Raw genomic sequence first — 15,335 nt, forward strand, 5'->3', positions numbered from 1 at the left:
TTATTGTTTTTGATCGACGGGTTGAAGGACTTCAGTTGCAGTGGATTTTCGAAGGGGAACGGGACGACGGGCGCTCAACAGCACATGGGTGACCATGCCGAAAATCAGCCCCCAGAACGCTGCGGACAAACCGAACAACGACATGCCCGAAGCCGTGACCAGGAAGGTCACCAGCGCGGCTTCGCGATCGCTCGGCACCGCCATCGCGCCCGTCAACGCGCCAGCAATGGCGGCGAACAAGGCCAGCCCGGCCAGCGCCGCGATCAACTCCTTGGGGAACGCTGAAAACAGCGAGACTAGCGTGGCGCCGAAGATCCCCAACAGCAGATAGCACAGGCCACCGACAACTCCGGCCACGTAGCGTTTGCGAGGATCTTCGTGGGCTTCGCGACCGGTGCAGATCGCAGCGGTGATGGCCGCCAGATTCAGTCCATGGCACCCGAACGGTGCCAGCAGTGCCGTGCCCAGCGCGCTACTGGCGATGATCGGGCTCGCCGGCGTTGGATATCCACTGGCGCGCAGCACCGCCATGCCGGGCACGAACTGACCGGTCAGCGCCACCATCACCAGCGGCAAGGCGATGTTCAGGATCGCACCCAGGCTGAACTCGGGCGCGATCCACACCGGCGTGGCCAGGCCGATCACCAGCGCTTCACGATGCAATTCACCGGTGAACGCGGCAATCGAACACCCCACCAGCAGCACCATCATCACTGCATAACGTGGCATCACACGCTTGCAGATCAGGTAGCAGGCAAACATCGCCAGGACCAGCAACGGCTTGTGCTGCATCGACACGAACAAGCCGCTGCCGAAACTGAACAGGATCCCCGCCAGCATCGCCGCCGCGATGGCGGCGGGCAGCTTGCTGATGATCCGGTCGAAGGCCCCCGAGACGCCAACCACGAAAATGATCAGGCTGCTGACCAGATATGCCCCCACCGCCTCTGCCATGGAGATGTCCGGCAACAGCGTCACCAGCAACGCCGAGCCCGGTGCCGACCAGGCGATGATCACCGGAACGCGGTAGCGCAGGCTCAAACCAATACCGAGCACGGCGCTGCCAATGGAGATCGCCCAGATCCAGGACGACAACACTTCCCGCGAAAAATGTGCCGCTTCTGCCGCCTGAAAGATGATCACCAACGGGCCGGCATAGGAAATCACCGCGGCAATCAATCCAGCCACGGCGGCTGACAACGAGAAGTCCTGGAAAAACGCTTTCATGATTCAGGCACCGGTCGCTGACAACGCTGGGTTGACGCCAGCAGCGCTGCGTCGGCTGCTGATGGTGAACACGGTCATGGCCAGGGCCGCCACCGCACCGGGCAAGGCAAACGCCATGAAGTTCAGTTGCAAGGGCAAGCTGATCCCGAGCAAGGCACCACCGAGCAGCGGACCGACGATGGCCCCGTTGCGCCCAATGCCCGACGCCCAGCCCAGGCCGGTAGAACGAATCGTCATGGAATAAAACTGCGCGGCGCAGGCGTACAAAAGAATCTGCGAGCCAATGGTGGTGGCACCCGCAATGGCGATCAGCAGGTACAACACCGGCATCGGGCTGTTGAAGCCCAACAGCGTGATCGACACCGCTGCCATGGCGAAAAACACCGACAGCACCCGCGGCAGATTGAGTTTGTCACCCAGCACCCCGCCACCGACCGCGCCGAAGATCGCCCCGAAGTTCAACACCAGCAGGAACGACAGGCTCGAACCCAGGCTGTAACCGGCGTTGGCCATCAGTTTCGGCAACCAGGAACTCAGCGCGTACACCATCAACAGGCAGCAGAAAAACGCCAGCCACAACATCAGCGTGCGCAGCGCACGGCCTTCACGGAACAGCTGCAACACTGGTGTGCCGGTGCCTTTCACTTCGGCCATGTGCAATTGATCAGAGGTTTGCGCGACGTAGGCCGGATCGATGCGCTGAAGAATGTTGCGCGCCTCTTCATTACGCCCCTGACGCAACATGAAGCCCACCGATTCGGGCAGGAAATACATGATCAGAGGCAACAACAGCAACGGCAGGATCGCCACGTAAAACACCGACTGCCAGCCGAAACTCGGGATCAGCACAATGCCCAGGCCGGCGGACAGCATGCCGCCCACCGAGTAACCGCTGAACATGATCGCGACCAGCGTGCTGCGGATTTTTTTCGGCGCGTACTCGTTCATCAGTGCCACGACGTTAGGCATCACGCCGCCAATGCCGAGCCCGGCAATGAAGCGACACAGTCCGAACTCGGTGGGGTTGCGGGCGAAACCGTTGAGCACGGTGAAGCCACTGAAGAGCATCACGCAGATCGTGATGGCTTTTTTGCGACCGATCCTGTCCGACAACGGGCCGAAGAACAGCGCGCCGAACATCATGCCGAACAGTGCATAGCTGCCCAATGCACCCGCTTGCAAAGGACTGAGCCCCCACTCTTTCATCAGCATCGGCAGGACCACGCCGTAGATCACCAGATCGTAACCGTCGAAGATGATGATCAGGGCACACCAGAACAGCACCATCCAGTGAAAGCGGTTGAAACGAGCGTTATCGATAACCTCATGTACGTCGATCTTGCGCATGGCATATATCTCTTGTTGTTGTTTTTTTAGAGCGTCGGTAACACGGCTTACGTCCGTACAGCCGAGGGTAGAGCCGCCCGACACGTGGCAATAGCCAGTGCGCGCAGATCACTATCCGTTTTGTGCAGGGCCCTGGAACGGGCATGGGAACGGAAGGCCATGAGCCTCTCCGACAAATTGTCTTCTTTGCGATCACATTTGAACGCTAAGCTTGGGCCTATGGATGACTCAGATTACTTACGCCTGCTGACCATCGCGGCCGAGCAAGCCAACGCCTTCCTGTCCAATGCCCGCAAATGGGAGCGGGAGCGTTGGGTGTGCCAGCGCCTGCTGCAAGGCTTGAACATCCCCTACCGTGCCGATGAGTTCGCCCCCGCCGGGGAGCCACCGGACGTACTGTTTCGCGATGCCAGTTTCGAGGTGTTCTTCGTCCTCGACGAAGGCCGGCGCCTCAACGACGAATGGCGCGACGAACTGCAGCGCCGCCGCAGCGCCTTTTCCCTGAGCCAGCTGGTGCGCCGAGAGGCCAAGCCCCGACGCATCCCCGCCAACGAGTTCTTGCTGCGATTGGCGCCGACCTTGCGCAAAAAAGCGCACAACTACAAAGAACGCGGCATGGATCTGGGTGAGCTGGACATCATTGCCTTCGCCAGCCTCAAACGCGAAGTGCTGGATCTCAACAGCCATTTCCCGCCGCCGACCGAATACCTGCGCCAGGGCTGGCGTTCGTTGTCATTGGTCGGACCGACCTTCGCCCGCGTGCTGTTCGCCCACCCGGATGCACCGGACTTCTTGCGCAGCAACCTGGGGCGCAGCATTGTGTTCGACGTCGGGATCAGTTTGTGAGCCCGCTGCAGGAACTGATCGCCGAGGTGCCGCAACAAGGCCGTGTGCGCTGGATCGGCGTGCGCCCGCAATCACGTTCGCAGATGCTTGAACTCGATGCCGTGGAAGCGCGCCTGGAGGCCGGCCTGACCGGCGACCACGCCCGCGCCGGCGTGCGCAATGCGCGGCAGGTGACGCTGATTCAGTGGGAGCACCTGGCCGTGATCAGCTCATTGATGGGGCGAGCGCAGGATCATCCGGTCCGGCCTGAAGATCTGCGGCGCAATCTCGTTATCAGTGGCATCAATCTATTCAGCCTCAAGGGCCGTCGCTTCCGGATTGGCCAGGCAACGTTCGAAACCACTGGCTGGTGCCAACCCTGTGCACGCCTTGAAAGCAACCTGGGCATCGGCACCTTTCAGGCCGTGCGCGGACATGGCGGAATCACCGCCCGGGTGTTACAAAGTGGAATCATTCGCCTGGACGATATCGTCAGCGTCGAACCCATTGCGGACAGCGGCTATGCTGCGTTCAACCCCGGATAAAAACACTGTAGCTTCTACACATTCAGCAACGTCTACCCCTGACGAGGCCCGATATGACCAGCCGCCTGAACCCCGACGACCAAAAGCATGTCGAAGAGTACCTGCAGTTGTCCCAGCACCAAGTCGAGCGCCGGCCTTTCCGGCCGTGGATGCTCCTTGTACTGGTATTGGCAGTGACCATTGGTCTGGGCCTGTTGAGCCGACTTATCAGTTACCTGACGCTATGAGCTGCCTTGCGCTCGCTTGGGTAACTGTACCGATTTCCTTTAGCCTTGCGAGTTATCCCCATGTCCCATCGTATTGTCATTGTCGGCGGCGGCGCCGGCGGTCTGGAGTTGGCTACCCGTCTGGGTAAGACTCTGGGCAAACGCGGCACGGCCAGTGTGATGCTGGTCGACGCGAACCTGACCCACATCTGGAAACCGTTGTTGCACGAAGTGGCGGCCGGTTCCCTGAACTCTTCCGAAGACGAACTCAACTATGTGGCCCAGGCCAAATGGAACCACTTCGAGTTCCAGCTGGGGCGCATGAGCGGGCTCGATCGCGCGAAGAAAAAAATCCAGCTGGCCGCAACCTATGACGAAGCCGGCCTGGAACTGGTGCCGGCCCGTGAAGTGCCTTACGACTCGCTGGTGATCTCCGTCGGCAGCACCACCAACGATTTCGGCACCCAGGGCGCGGCGCAGCACTGCCTGTTCCTCGACACCCGCAAACAGGCCGAGCGCTTCCACCAGCAACTGCTCAATCACTATTTACGCGCTCACGCTGGTCAGACCGACACGATCGAGCAAATCAGCGTGGCCATCGTCGGCGCCGGCGCCACCGGGGTCGAACTGGCCGCCGAACTGCACAACGCCGCCCATGAATTGGCAGCCTATGGCCTGGACCGGATCAAACCGGAAAACATGCACATCACCCTGATCGAAGCCGGTCCACGCGTCCTGCCGGCGCTGCCCGAGCGGATTGGCGGACCTGTGCATAAAACCCTGGAGAAACTCGGGGTCAACGTCATGACCAATGCTGCGGTCAGCGAAGTGACGGCCGACAGCCTGATCACCGCCGATGGCAAAGTGATCAACGCTAGCCTGAAGGTCTGGGCCGCGGGGATTCGCGCACCGGGTTTCCTCAAGGACATCGATGGCCTGGAAACCAACCGCATCAATCAGCTGCAGGTGCTGCCGACCCTGCAAACCACCCGTGACGAAAATATCTTTGCATTCGGTGACTGCGCCGCCTGCCCGCAACCAGGCACCGACCGCAATGTGCCGCCACGTGCCCAGGCCGCGCATCAACAGGCGTCGTTGCTGGCCAAATCGCTGAAACTGCGCATCGAAGGCAAGGCACTGCCGGAGTACAAATACACCGACTACGGCTCGCTGATCTCGCTGTCGCGTTTTTCGGCTGTGGGTAACTTGATGGGCAACCTCACCGGCAGCGTGATGCTCGAAGGCTGGCTGGCGCGGATGTTCTACGTGTCGCTGTACCGCATGCACCAGATGGCGTTGTACGGGCCGTTCCGCACGGCAATGCTGATGCTGGGCAGCAAGATTGGGCGCGGGACTGAGCCACGCTTGAAACTGCACTAAACGAACCTTGTGGGAGCGGGCTTGCTCGCGAAGAGGCCGTGTCATTCAACTTTATGTCGACTGACACACTGCCTTCGCGAGCAAGCCCGCTCCCACATTGGCTTTGCGGCGTTCTTGAGTTTCCTATGGACAAAAAAAATCCCCGTATCTTTCGATACGAGGATTTTTAATATGGTCGGGGTAAGGGGATTCGAACTCCTGACATCCTGCTCCCAAAGCAGGCGCGCTACCGGACTGCGCTATACCCCGGTAAAAAAAAGGCACCCTTGAAGGCGCCTTCTTCGATCAGCGCTTTTGGCCTCTGATCTTAAGATTCGATTCCAGCGTTAACTGGTTTCAAAAATGGTGGGTCGTGTGGGATTCGAACCTACGACCAATTGGTTAAAAGCCAACTGCTCTACCAACTGAGCTAACGACCCAAAAATGGTCGGGGTAAGGGGATTCGAACTCCTGACATCCTGCTCCCAAAGCAGGCGCGCTACCGGACTGCGCTATACCCCGGTTTGAAATTGGCTCCGTGACCAGGACTCGAACCTGGGACCCAATGATTAACAGTCATTTGCTCTACCGACTGAGCTATCACGGAACTACACATTTCAATTTACAACTTTGAAGCTTTACTGCGTTCTCTTCGACCCGTTCGCATCGCTGCGTTCGTGTGTCTGAGGCGCGCTATTCTACAATCTTCAGCACCTCTGTCAACCCCCTAAATTGCTTTCAAGTTAATGATTTGCAACTTATTTTGGATTCCTGCTTGGGGAGCGGAAACCCTGGCGGGTGACTTACTGCGGGGCGCACTTTACAAGCCTTTTCCTTTGAGTTCAACAGCCTAACGAAAAAAAGGCCTCGTTATGCGAGGCCTTTTCGATTTTGCCGCCGTAATGGATCAGACGAAGACGATTTCGTCGTTTTCCACCACACCGTGAGCGGTATCGCCCGGCATGAATCGACCGGACAGGATCAACTGCGCCAGCGGGTTCTCGATCCAGCGCTGGATCGCTCGCTTGAGCGGCCGTGCGCCGTATACCGGGTCGTAACCGACCGCGATCAGCTTGTCCATCGCCTCAGGGCTGAGATCGAGCTTCAGCTCGCGCTCGGTCAGGCGGCTGCGCAGACGACCCAGCTGGATTTCGGTGATACCGGCAATCTGATCCCGCGCCAACCGCTCGAAGATCACCACTTCGTCGACCCGGTTAATGAACTCCGGCCGGAAGTGCGTGGAGATCGCATCCATCACCGCTGCACGCTGCGCCTCACGGTCACCGACCAGCTCCTGGATCTGCACCGACCCCAGGTTGGAAGTCATGACAATCACGGTATTCTTGAAATCCACCGTGCGGCCATGGCTGTCGGTCAGACGACCATCCTCGAGCACTTGCAGCAAGATGTTGAACACATCCGGGTGCGCCTTCTCGACTTCGTCCATGAGGATCACCGAATACGGCTTGCGACGTACGGCCTCGGTCAGGTAACCGCCCTCTTCATACCCCACGTAGCCTGGTGGCGCACCGATCAAGCGAGCCACGGAGTGTTTCTCCATGAACTCGGACATGTCGATCCGCACCATCGCCTCTTCAGTATCAAAGAGGAATTCGGCCAGGGCCTTGCACAGCTCGGTTTTACCGACACCGGTCGGGCCGAGGAACATGAAAGAGCCGCTCGGCCGGTTCGGGTCGGACAACCCGGCGCGGGAACGCCGCACCGCGTTGGAGACCGCCACGACCGCTTCATCCTGGCCAATCACACGCTGGTGCAACAGGCTTTCCATCTTCATCAGCTTGTCGCGCTCGCCTTCGAGCATCTTCGACACCGGAATACCGGTCCACTTCGACACCACTTCGGCGATCTCTTCTTCAGTCACCTTGCTGCGCAGCAACTGGTTTTCGGCTTTGCCATGCTGGTCGACCATTTGCAGGCTGCGCTCCAGGTCCGGGATGACCCCGTACTGCAACTCGGCCATGCGGTTCAGGTCGCCTTTGCGACGGGCCGCTTCCAGCTCCTGACGGGACTGTTCGATTTTCTGCTGGATCTGCGCAGAACCCTGGACTTCGGCTTTTTCCGAGTTCCAGATTTCTTCGAGATCCGAGTACTCACGCTCATGACGAGCGATTTCTTCCTGCAATTTTTCCAGACGCTTCTTCGCCGCGTCGTCGCTTTCTTTCTTCAGCGCCTGGGATTCCACCTTCAACTGAATCAGGCGACGCTCCAGACGGTCCAGCACTTCCGGCTTGGAGTCGATCTCCATGCGGATGCGGCTGGCGGCCTCGTCGATCAGGTCGATGGCCTTGTCGGGCAGCTGCCGGTCAGTGATGTAACGATGACTGAGCTTGGCCGCGGCAATGATCGCGCCGTCGGTGATCGCCACCTTGTGGTGAACCTCATAGCGCTCTTTGAGGCCACGCAGGATGGCGATGGTGTCCTCTTCGCTAGGCTCATCCACCAGCACTTTCTGGAAGCGTCGCTCGAGAGCGGCGTCCTTCTCTATATATTGGCGGTACTCGTTGAGCGTGGTCGCACCAACGCAATGCAGCTCTCCGCGCGCCAATGCCGGCTTGAGCATGTTGCCCGCATCCATCGAGCCTTCGCCCTTACCGGCGCCGACCATGGTGTGCAGTTCGTCGATGAACAGGATGATCTGCCCTTCCTGCTTCGACAGTTCATTGAGCAGGGATTTCAGGCGCTCCTCGAACTCACCGCGATACTTGGCACCGGCGATCAGCGCCCCCATGTCCAGGGACAACAGGCGCTTGCCCTTGAGGCCGTCCGGCACTTCACCATTGATGATGCGCTGGGCCAGGCCTTCGGCGATGGCGGTTTTACCCACGCCAGGCTCACCGATCAGCACCGGGTTGTTCTTGGTGCGACGTTGCAGCACTTGGATGGTCCGGCGAATTTCGTCGTCACGGCCGATCACCGGATCGAGCTTGCCGTCTTCGGCGCGCTTGGTCAGGTCGACGGTGTACTTATCCAGCGCCTGTCGCGCTTCTTCGTGGTTCGGATCATTGACGGCCTCGCCACCACGCAGGTTGTTGATCGCATTTTCCAGGGCTTTCTTGCTCACACCCTGGCCGAGCAACAGCTTGCCGAGCTTGCTGTTCTCGTCCATGGCCGCGAGCAGCACCAGCTCACTGGAGATGAACTGGTCGCCCTTTTGCTGGGCCAGACGGTCGGCCTGGTTGAGCAGCCGCGCCAGATCCTGCGACATGTTCACGTCACCGGTCGGATTCTGGATTTTCGGTAGCTGGTCGAGCTCTTTGGTCAGCTCTTTACGCAGGCTGTTGACGTCGAAGCCCACCTGCATCAGCAGGGGCTTGATCGAGCCGCCCTGCTGTTCGAGCAAGGCTTGCATCAAGTGCGCCGGTTCAATGGCCGGATGATCGAGGCCGACAGCCAGGGATTGGGCATCGGACAACGCTAACTGCAATTTGCTGGTTAAACGGTCTATACGCATGGGTCACCTTCCTTTTGAGCAGGCCGGACCTATAAAACATCCTGAATGAAGAAACCTGCCAGATACCACAATAGATGTGGTCGATTCTGGGAGTTTCAAGCGTCGTGACGTTGATGCAGGTCAGGGAAGCTTAGCGGGCGAGCCAGATAAGAGAGGCAAATCGGCCAGTGCGAGGGGCGCGGCGATAGGAAAAGAAACGTGGATCGGTCACGGTGCAGAAACCGCCACCGTAGACAGCTGTGACGCCACGAGCTGCCAGGCGCAGACGCGCCAGCATATAGATGTCGGCCATGAACTTGCCGGGGTTTTGACTCGGCACGAAGGCTTCAGCCGCTTGCGGCAACTGCTGCACGAAGGTTTCGCGAACTTCCGGGCCGACTTCGAAGGCTTGCGGACCGATGGCCGGGCCGAGCCAGACCAATACCTCGGCAGGTGGCACCACCAGACTGTCGAGGGTGGCTTCCAGCACACCAGCCGCCAACCCGCGCCAACCGGCATGAGCTGCAGCGACGCGGGTGCCGGCACGGTCGCAAAACAGCGCAGGCAGGCAATCGGCGGTCATCGCCGCACAGGCGACGCCTGGCGTTGATGTCCAGCTGGCATCAGCCGTATCCACCCGGCCAGGGTCGGCATGGGCCACGACGATGCCGTGGACCTGCTGCAGCCAGGCCGGTTGAATCGAGAAATGATCGGTAAGACGACGGCGATTCTCGGCAACAGCTTCAGGGCTGTCGTCGACGTGATCACCGAGGTTGAGGCTGTCGAACGGCGCCACACTGACGCCGCCCGCACGGGTGGTGACGCAGGCTTTGACCCCGGCCGGCGCGGGCCAGTCAGGAATCAGCCAGTCATTCATCCGATGAACGCCTCACGGTCTTGCTTGAGCAGGGTCAGCAACCAGACGAAATCTTCCGGCAATGGCGACTCCCAGCTCATGCGCTGACCGGTGGTCGGATGATCCAGTTCCAGGAAACGCGCATGCAGCGCCTGACGCGGGAAGTTTTTCAGCGACTCGACCATGGTTGGGTTGGCTGCCGGCGGGATACGGAAACGACCACCGTAGGCAGGATCTCCGACCAACGGGTAGTTGATGTGCGCCATGTGCACGCGAATCTGGTGCGTACGGCCGGTTTCCAGCTTCACCCGCACATGGGTGTGGGAGCGGAAACGCTCGAGCACGCGGTAATGGCTGACGGCTTGCTTGCCACCTTCCATCACGGCCATGCGCTGGCGTTGCTGGCCATGACGACCGATCGGCGCGTTGATCTTGCCACCGGCTGTCACCACACCGATCACGATGCACTCGTAGATCCGGCTGACGCTGCGGCTCTGCAACTGTGTAACCAGCTGCGTCTGCGCTTGAATGGTCTTGGCCACCACCATCAGACCGGTGGTGTCCTTGTCCAGGCGATGCACGATACCGGCGCGGGGCACATTGATGATGTCCGGCACGTGGTGCAGCAAGGCGTTGAGCAAGGTGCCGTCGGCATGACCGGCAGCCGGGTGCACCACCAGGCCCGCAGGCTTGTTGATCACCAGGATGTCGTCGTCTTCGTAGACGATGTCCAGGGCAATGTCTTGAGCGACCCATTCGCCCTGAGCTTCCTGCTCGGCAGTCAACTCAAGGATGGCGCCGCCATGGACGATGTCTCGCGGGCGGATAACCGCCCCATCCACAGTCAGGCGGCCGTCTTTGATCCAGGCGGAAAGGCGCGAGCGCGAGTGCTCAGCGAATAATTGTGCGGCGACTTGATCGAGGCGTTGGCCGCCCAATTCGGACGGCACCTCTGCGCGAAGTTCAATTTTATCGGACATGCTCAGACTAGGCGTCGGCACAGCCTTTGGTTTCGGCTGCGCGCTTGTGGTTAAATACGGCGTCTTTTGCCCCGAGGCTATTCAACGGGGCGCTCATCATAACAGGACGGCCACGCCCAAGACAGCGGCCGTCATAGGGACGCAAGCCGCCATGCAAGTGAAACACCTGCTGCTGATCGCCATCCTCGCATTGACCGCTGCTTGCTCATCGAAGGAAGTCGTAGACGAAAACCTCAGTGAAGTCGAGCTGTACCAACAGGCTCAAAATGACCTGGACAACAGTAGCTACACCAGTGCCATCGCCAAGCTGAAGGCTCTGGAATCGCGTTATCCGTTCGGTCGTTATGCCGATCAGGCACAACTCGAGCTCATCTACGCCAACTACAAGAACACCGAGCCAGAGGCTGCAAAGTCCGCTGCGGAGCGTTTCATTCGCCTGCACCCACAGCATCCGAACGTCGATTACGCCTACTACCTCAAGGGCCTGACTTCTTTCGACCAGGACGTCGGCCTGCTCGCTCGCTTCCTGCCGCTGGACATGACCAAGCGTGACCCGGGCGCCGCCCGCGACTCCTATAACGAGTTCGCCCAGCTGACCAGCCGCTTCCCGAACAGCCGCTACGCGCCAGACGCCAAGCAGCGCATGATTTATCTGCGCAACCTGTTGGCGGCCTATGAAATTCACGTAGCCGACTACTACCTGACCCGTCAGGCCTATGTCGCCGCGGCGAACCGTGGTCGTTACGTGGTGGAAAACTTCCAGGAAACCCCTTCGGTCGGCGACGGCCTGGCGGTGATGACCGAGGCCTACCAGCGCCTGCACTTGGATGAACTGGCTGCCACCAGCCTGGAAACCCTGAAGCTCAACTACCCGAACCACCCGACGCTGGTGGACGGTCAGTTCGTACCGACCGTGGCCGAAGCCGACAACCGTTCGTGGCTGAGCAAGGCGACCCTGGGCCTGATCGAGTCCAGTCCGCCACTGCCACCGGGCGAAACCCGCGCCAACCAGGACGTACAGAAGCAGTTCCAGGACGCCAAGGACGCAATCCCGGCCGAGCTCAAGCCTAAAGACGGCAATGGCGACGCGATCGAAGAAGAAAATCACGAAGCGGAAGGCAACAACAGTGACCGCTCGTGGTTCAGCTACATGACCTTCGGTGTGTTCGACTGACACATCGGGTTGTGCAAAAAGGGTGACTTGTAGGAGCGAGCTTGCTCGCGATGGACGTCAACGTTAACGCGCTTTGTCTGAATAAACGCGTCGTCCTTGAGACCATCGCGGGCAAGCTCGCTCCTACATAAGCTATTAGACTGTGCGCTGGCCATGTCCTTGGCTAAACTGCCGCTTCATCAATCAAAAAGCAGCTCACCATGCTTCGTCTATTGTTCTGGATTGCCCTGATTGCCGCTGCAGTATGGTTCTGGCGCAAATTCAAGGGTCAGGCTTCCAACCCCAGGTCCCCTGCCGAACGGGAAGCGGCGCCCATGGTCCGTTGCGCCCATTGCGGTGTTCACCTGCCCCGTGACCGCGCGCTGAGCCTCGACCAACGCTGGTATTGCAGCCAGGCTCATCTCGAGCAAGACAAGGGCTCCAGCGGCCGCTGAGACTTCACCCGATCTGGCGACCGGTTGAGGACTATCGCGCACACCCAAGGAACTGAAAGGCGTCGAATGACGTCTGACGCAGATTATTCAAGACCAAACTCTGCGAATGAACCGGGTAATCGAAAACGTCCTGCACCTGCATCGTCGTGAGCAAATGTCGCCGCTACGGCTCGACCTGAAATCACTGGAAATACTCGATAATGAAGCCCCAGCCCCCTGTAACAAGGGCCTGGGGCTTTATCGGTCCGGCCAGCCGGGCGAAAGCACTCTGTCCCGCCTAGACTTCAAGGCACGCCAGGAAAGCGGCTGCTTTTGCATGACCTTTGCTCACGGACGGAACCTACGTTGAACACGAGACCACGGCAAAAAGTCTTGATCGTCGATGACGAACCAGACATTCGCGAACTCCTGGAAATCACCCTGGGAAGGATGAAACTGGAGACGTTCAACGCCCGCAACGTCGGCGAAGCGCAATCCCTGCTAAAACGCGAAACCTTCGATCTATGCCTGACCGACATGCAGTTGCCGGATGGTACCGGCCTGGAGTTGGTGCAACACATCCAGCAACGCCACCCTCAGGTCCAGGTGGCAATGATCACCGCTTACGCCAGTCTCGAAACCGCAATCAACGTGCTCAAGGCCGGGGCGTTCGACTTCCTGACCAAACCGGTGGACCTTACGCGCCTGCGTGAACTGGTCACCAGCGCCCTGGTGCTTCCTGTCCGCGGGGTCGGCATCGATCGTCGCTTGCTGGGCGACTCATTGCCCATGCGCAACCTGCGCAAACACATCAGCAAACTGGCCAGCAGCCATGCGACGGTCTACATCAGTGGAGAATCCGGTAGCGGCAAGGAGTTGGTCGCGCGCCTGATCCATGATCAAAGCCCTCGCGCCAATCAGCCGTTCATCCCGATCAACTGCGCGGCGATTCCCTCCGAACTGTTGGAGAGCGAGTTTTTCGGCCATCGCAAAGGCAGTTTCAGCGGCGCTATCGAAGACAAACCCGGCCTGTTCCAGACGGCACACGGCGGTACCCTGCTGCTCGACGAAGTGGCTGACCTGCCGTTGACCATGCAAGTCAAACTGCTGCGCGCGATTCAGGAGAAAGCCGTACGCAGTGTCGGCGGACAGCAGGAAGTGGCGGTGGATGTGCGCATTCTCTGCGCCACCCACAAGGACCTTGGCGCTGAAGTCGCCGCCGGACGATTTCGCCATGACCTTTACTACCGCTTGAACGTGATCGAACTCCGGGTACCGCCCTTGCGCGAGCGTCGTGATGACATCGAAATGCTCGCCAACTACATACTCAAGCGACTGGCCGCCGATTCCGGTCAACCCGCGACGAGACTCCGCCCCCAAGCCCTCGATGCACTGAAAAGCTATCGCTTCCCGGGTAATGTGCGGGAACTGGAAAACATGCTCGAACGAGCGCACACATTGTGTGAGAACAATCAGATCGAAGCCGGCGACCTGCGCCTGGCTGAAGGCAACTGTGGGGCTGAAAGTGGCGTGCCGGACCTGACCCGGATCGACAACCTGGAAACCTACCTGGAAAACGTCGAACGCCAACTGCTGCTCCAGGCCCTGGAAGAAACCCGCTGGAACCGCACGGCGGCGGCTCAGCGGTTGAATCTGTCATTCAGGTCGATGCGTTACAGGCTCAAGAAGTTTGGCCTGGATTGACCCTCTCTTCGCGAGCAAGCCCGCTCCCACACCGGATTTGCGATCGACACAAACCTCATGTGGGAGCGCGAAGAGGCCCTGTCAGTCAACAACCCTCTAAAATCAGAGTCGCCCGGCAGGCGCATAAGGCGCCGGATCGATGATCGGCGCACGGCCCAGCATCACATCGGCAAACAACTGGCATGACGCCGGCGCCAACACCAGGCCGTTACGGTAATGCCCGCAGTTAAGCCAGAGCCCGTCAAACCCCGGCACCGGGCCGATATAAGGAATGCCCTCGGGTGAACCCGGGCGCAAGCCAGCCCAATGTCCCACCACTTCGGCATCGGCCAGCGCCGGGATCAACTCCACCGCGGACGCCTTCAGGCTTTCCAGCGCCGACCCGGTTGGCGTCTTGTCAAAGCCTTCATGCTCCAGCGTACTGCCGATCAGTATGTGCCCGTCGCGCCGGGGAATCGCATAACGGCCCTTGGCCAGGACCATGCTCGGCAGGAAATCCGCCGCACACTTGTAGAGAATCATCTGCCCTTTCACCGGCTCGACCGGCAGCGTCAGATCAAGACACTTGAGCAAATCACCGCTCCAGGCCCCCGCCGTCAGGACGACTTGATCGCCCAGGACAGCACCTGTGGAGGTCTGCACGCCAACCACTTTATTGCCGTCACGAACAAACCCGCTGACTTCACACTGCTCATGGATCGTCACGTTCGGCAGCGCCAGCAAAGCAGCCTTGAGAGACTTCACTAGCCGCGGATTGCGCACGTTGGCGACGTCGGCCATGTAGATCGCCCGGGAAAAACCGCTGCCCAGTACCGGCACGGCGTCGTGTGCTGCCGAGATATCAACAGCACTCAATGGACGGTTTTCCCGGGCAGCCCATGCCAGGGCTTCAGCCTCGTCATCCAGATCCAGCCAGTACAGACCGGTGGTGTGCACCTCAGGATCAACGCCGGTAGCGGCAAACAAGCGCTCGCCCAGTTGTGGATAAAAGTCCTGGGACCAGTGAGCCAACGCGGTGACCGCCGGGCTGTAGCGCCACGGGTAAAGTGGCGAAACGATACCGCCGCCGGCCCAGGACGACTCCTGGCCGACGTTGGAGCGATCCAGCAGCACAACGCTTTGCACCTCGGAGGCGAGGTTGAAGGCCGTCAGCAAGCCAATCACCCCACCGCCGACAATCACCACTTGCTGTTGCCTGGTCATGTTCTGATCCAATCGTTAAATAGACAGAGGGTGCAAAAGGCACCC

General features: G+C 59.8%; 13 protein-coding genes, 4 tRNA genes and 1 pseudogene. 8 read left to right on the forward strand and 10 right to left on the reverse strand.

Features of this window, described 5'->3' with window-relative positions:
- Together QMK54_RS26735 and QMK54_RS26740 are read right to left on the reverse strand one after the other, a co-directional pair.
- Positions 1–1,227 carry a benzoate/H(+) symporter BenE family transporter gene (locus QMK54_RS26735; protein WP_223594582.1) on the reverse strand — a complete coding sequence of 409 codons (1,227 nt, stop codon included), beginning with the start codon at positions 1,225–1,227 and terminating at the stop codon, positions 1–3.
- Positions 1,228–1,230: 3 nt separating this feature from the next.
- Positions 1,231–2,574, reverse strand: a complete 1,344-nt coding sequence (locus QMK54_RS26740; RefSeq protein WP_223594584.1) for an aromatic acid/H+ symport family MFS transporter — start codon at positions 2,572–2,574, stop codon at positions 1,231–1,233.
- Between the two features lie 219 nt (positions 2,575–2,793).
- On the opposite strand from QMK54_RS26740, the gene QMK54_RS26745 reads away from it, so the two are divergent.
- From QMK54_RS26745 to QMK54_RS26760, 4 genes are read left to right on the forward strand one after another with little or no spacing between them, the layout of a single operon-like run.
- Positions 2,794–3,420: a DUF1780 domain-containing protein gene (locus QMK54_RS26745; protein ID WP_007970534.1), complete on the forward strand. Its 627-nt coding sequence runs from the start codon at positions 2,794–2,796 to the stop codon at positions 3,418–3,420.
- The gene (locus QMK54_RS26750; protein ID WP_110657281.1) at positions 3,417–3,944 is read left to right on the forward strand and encodes an MOSC domain-containing protein; all 528 of its coding nucleotides are present in this window, start codon (positions 3,417–3,419) and stop codon (positions 3,942–3,944) included. Before QMK54_RS26745 ends, QMK54_RS26750 begins: the two co-directional genes overlap by 4 nt.
- A gap of 53 nt (positions 3,945–3,997) precedes the next feature.
- The gene (locus tag QMK54_RS26755; protein WP_007970531.1) at positions 3,998–4,171 is read left to right on the forward strand and encodes a DUF3094 domain-containing protein; all 174 of its coding nucleotides are present in this window, start codon (positions 3,998–4,000) and stop codon (positions 4,169–4,171) included.
- Between the two features lie 60 nt (positions 4,172–4,231).
- Positions 4,232–5,530, forward strand: coding sequence for an NAD(P)/FAD-dependent oxidoreductase (locus QMK54_RS26760; protein ID WP_223594588.1), 1,299 nt, complete (start codon positions 4,232–4,234; stop codon positions 5,528–5,530).
- A gap of 172 nt (positions 5,531–5,702) precedes the next feature.
- On the opposite strand, the gene QMK54_RS26765 is transcribed toward QMK54_RS26760, so the two are convergent.
- From QMK54_RS26765 to rluD, 7 genes are all read right to left on the reverse strand, one after another.
- Positions 5,703–5,779 (reverse strand) — tRNA-Pro (locus tag QMK54_RS26765).
- A 94-nt stretch (positions 5,780–5,873) separates the two neighbouring features.
- Positions 5,874–5,949, reverse strand: a tRNA-Lys gene (locus tag QMK54_RS26770).
- A 5-nt stretch (positions 5,950–5,954) separates the two neighbouring features.
- Positions 5,955–6,031: transfer RNA gene (locus QMK54_RS26775), tRNA-Pro, on the reverse strand.
- Positions 6,032–6,040: 9 nt separating this feature from the next.
- Positions 6,041–6,116 (reverse strand) — tRNA-Asn (locus QMK54_RS26780).
- A gap of 300 nt (positions 6,117–6,416) precedes the next feature.
- Positions 6,417–8,981 (reverse strand): ATP-dependent chaperone ClpB, encoded by a 2,565-nt coding sequence (clpB, locus tag QMK54_RS26785; protein WP_320401601.1) that lies wholly within the window; start codon positions 8,979–8,981, stop codon positions 6,417–6,419.
- 130 nt (positions 8,982–9,111) lie between these two features.
- Positions 9,112–9,837 (reverse strand): peptidoglycan editing factor PgeF, encoded by a 726-nt coding sequence (gene pgeF, locus QMK54_RS26790; RefSeq protein ID WP_320401602.1) that lies wholly within the window; start codon positions 9,835–9,837, stop codon positions 9,112–9,114.
- Positions 9,834–10,796, reverse strand: coding sequence for a 23S rRNA pseudouridine(1911/1915/1917) synthase RluD (gene rluD, locus QMK54_RS26795; protein ID WP_008052092.1), 963 nt, complete (start codon positions 10,794–10,796; stop codon positions 9,834–9,836). Before rluD ends, pgeF begins: the two co-directional genes overlap by 4 nt.
- A 151-nt stretch (positions 10,797–10,947) precedes the next feature.
- On the opposite strand from rluD, the gene QMK54_RS26800 reads away from it, so the two are divergent.
- From QMK54_RS26800 to QMK54_RS26815, 4 genes and pseudogenes are all read left to right on the forward strand, one after another.
- A complete protein-coding gene (locus QMK54_RS26800) occupies positions 10,948–11,970 on the forward strand; it encodes an outer membrane protein assembly factor BamD (protein WP_110657273.1) in 1,023 nt (340 codons plus the stop codon).
- 200 nt (positions 11,971–12,170) lie between these two features.
- Complete coding sequence (locus QMK54_RS26805; RefSeq protein ID WP_110657271.1) at positions 12,171–12,404, forward strand: PP0621 family protein; 234 nt, start codon at positions 12,171–12,173, stop codon at positions 12,402–12,404.
- 70 nt (positions 12,405–12,474) lie between these two features.
- Positions 12,475–12,753: pseudogene (locus tag QMK54_RS26810) on the forward strand (hypothetical protein); the annotation flags it as partial.
- Positions 12,750–14,087, forward strand: a complete 1,338-nt coding sequence (locus QMK54_RS26815) for a sigma-54-dependent transcriptional regulator (RefSeq protein ID WP_110657267.1) — start codon at positions 12,750–12,752, stop codon at positions 14,085–14,087. The pseudogene QMK54_RS26810 and the gene QMK54_RS26815, both read left to right, overlap by 4 nt.
- A 102-nt stretch (positions 14,088–14,189) precedes the next feature.
- On the opposite strand, the gene thiO is transcribed toward QMK54_RS26815, so the two are convergent.
- Complete coding sequence (gene thiO, locus QMK54_RS26820) at positions 14,190–15,290, reverse strand: glycine oxidase ThiO (protein ID WP_223594596.1); 1,101 nt, start codon at positions 15,288–15,290, stop codon at positions 14,190–14,192.
- Positions 15,291–15,335 lie beyond the last annotated feature (45 nt).

It is taken from the genome of Pseudomonas sp. P5_109 (assembly GCF_034009455.1).
Classification (GTDB): Bacteria; Pseudomonadota; Gammaproteobacteria; order Pseudomonadales; family Pseudomonadaceae; genus Aquipseudomonas.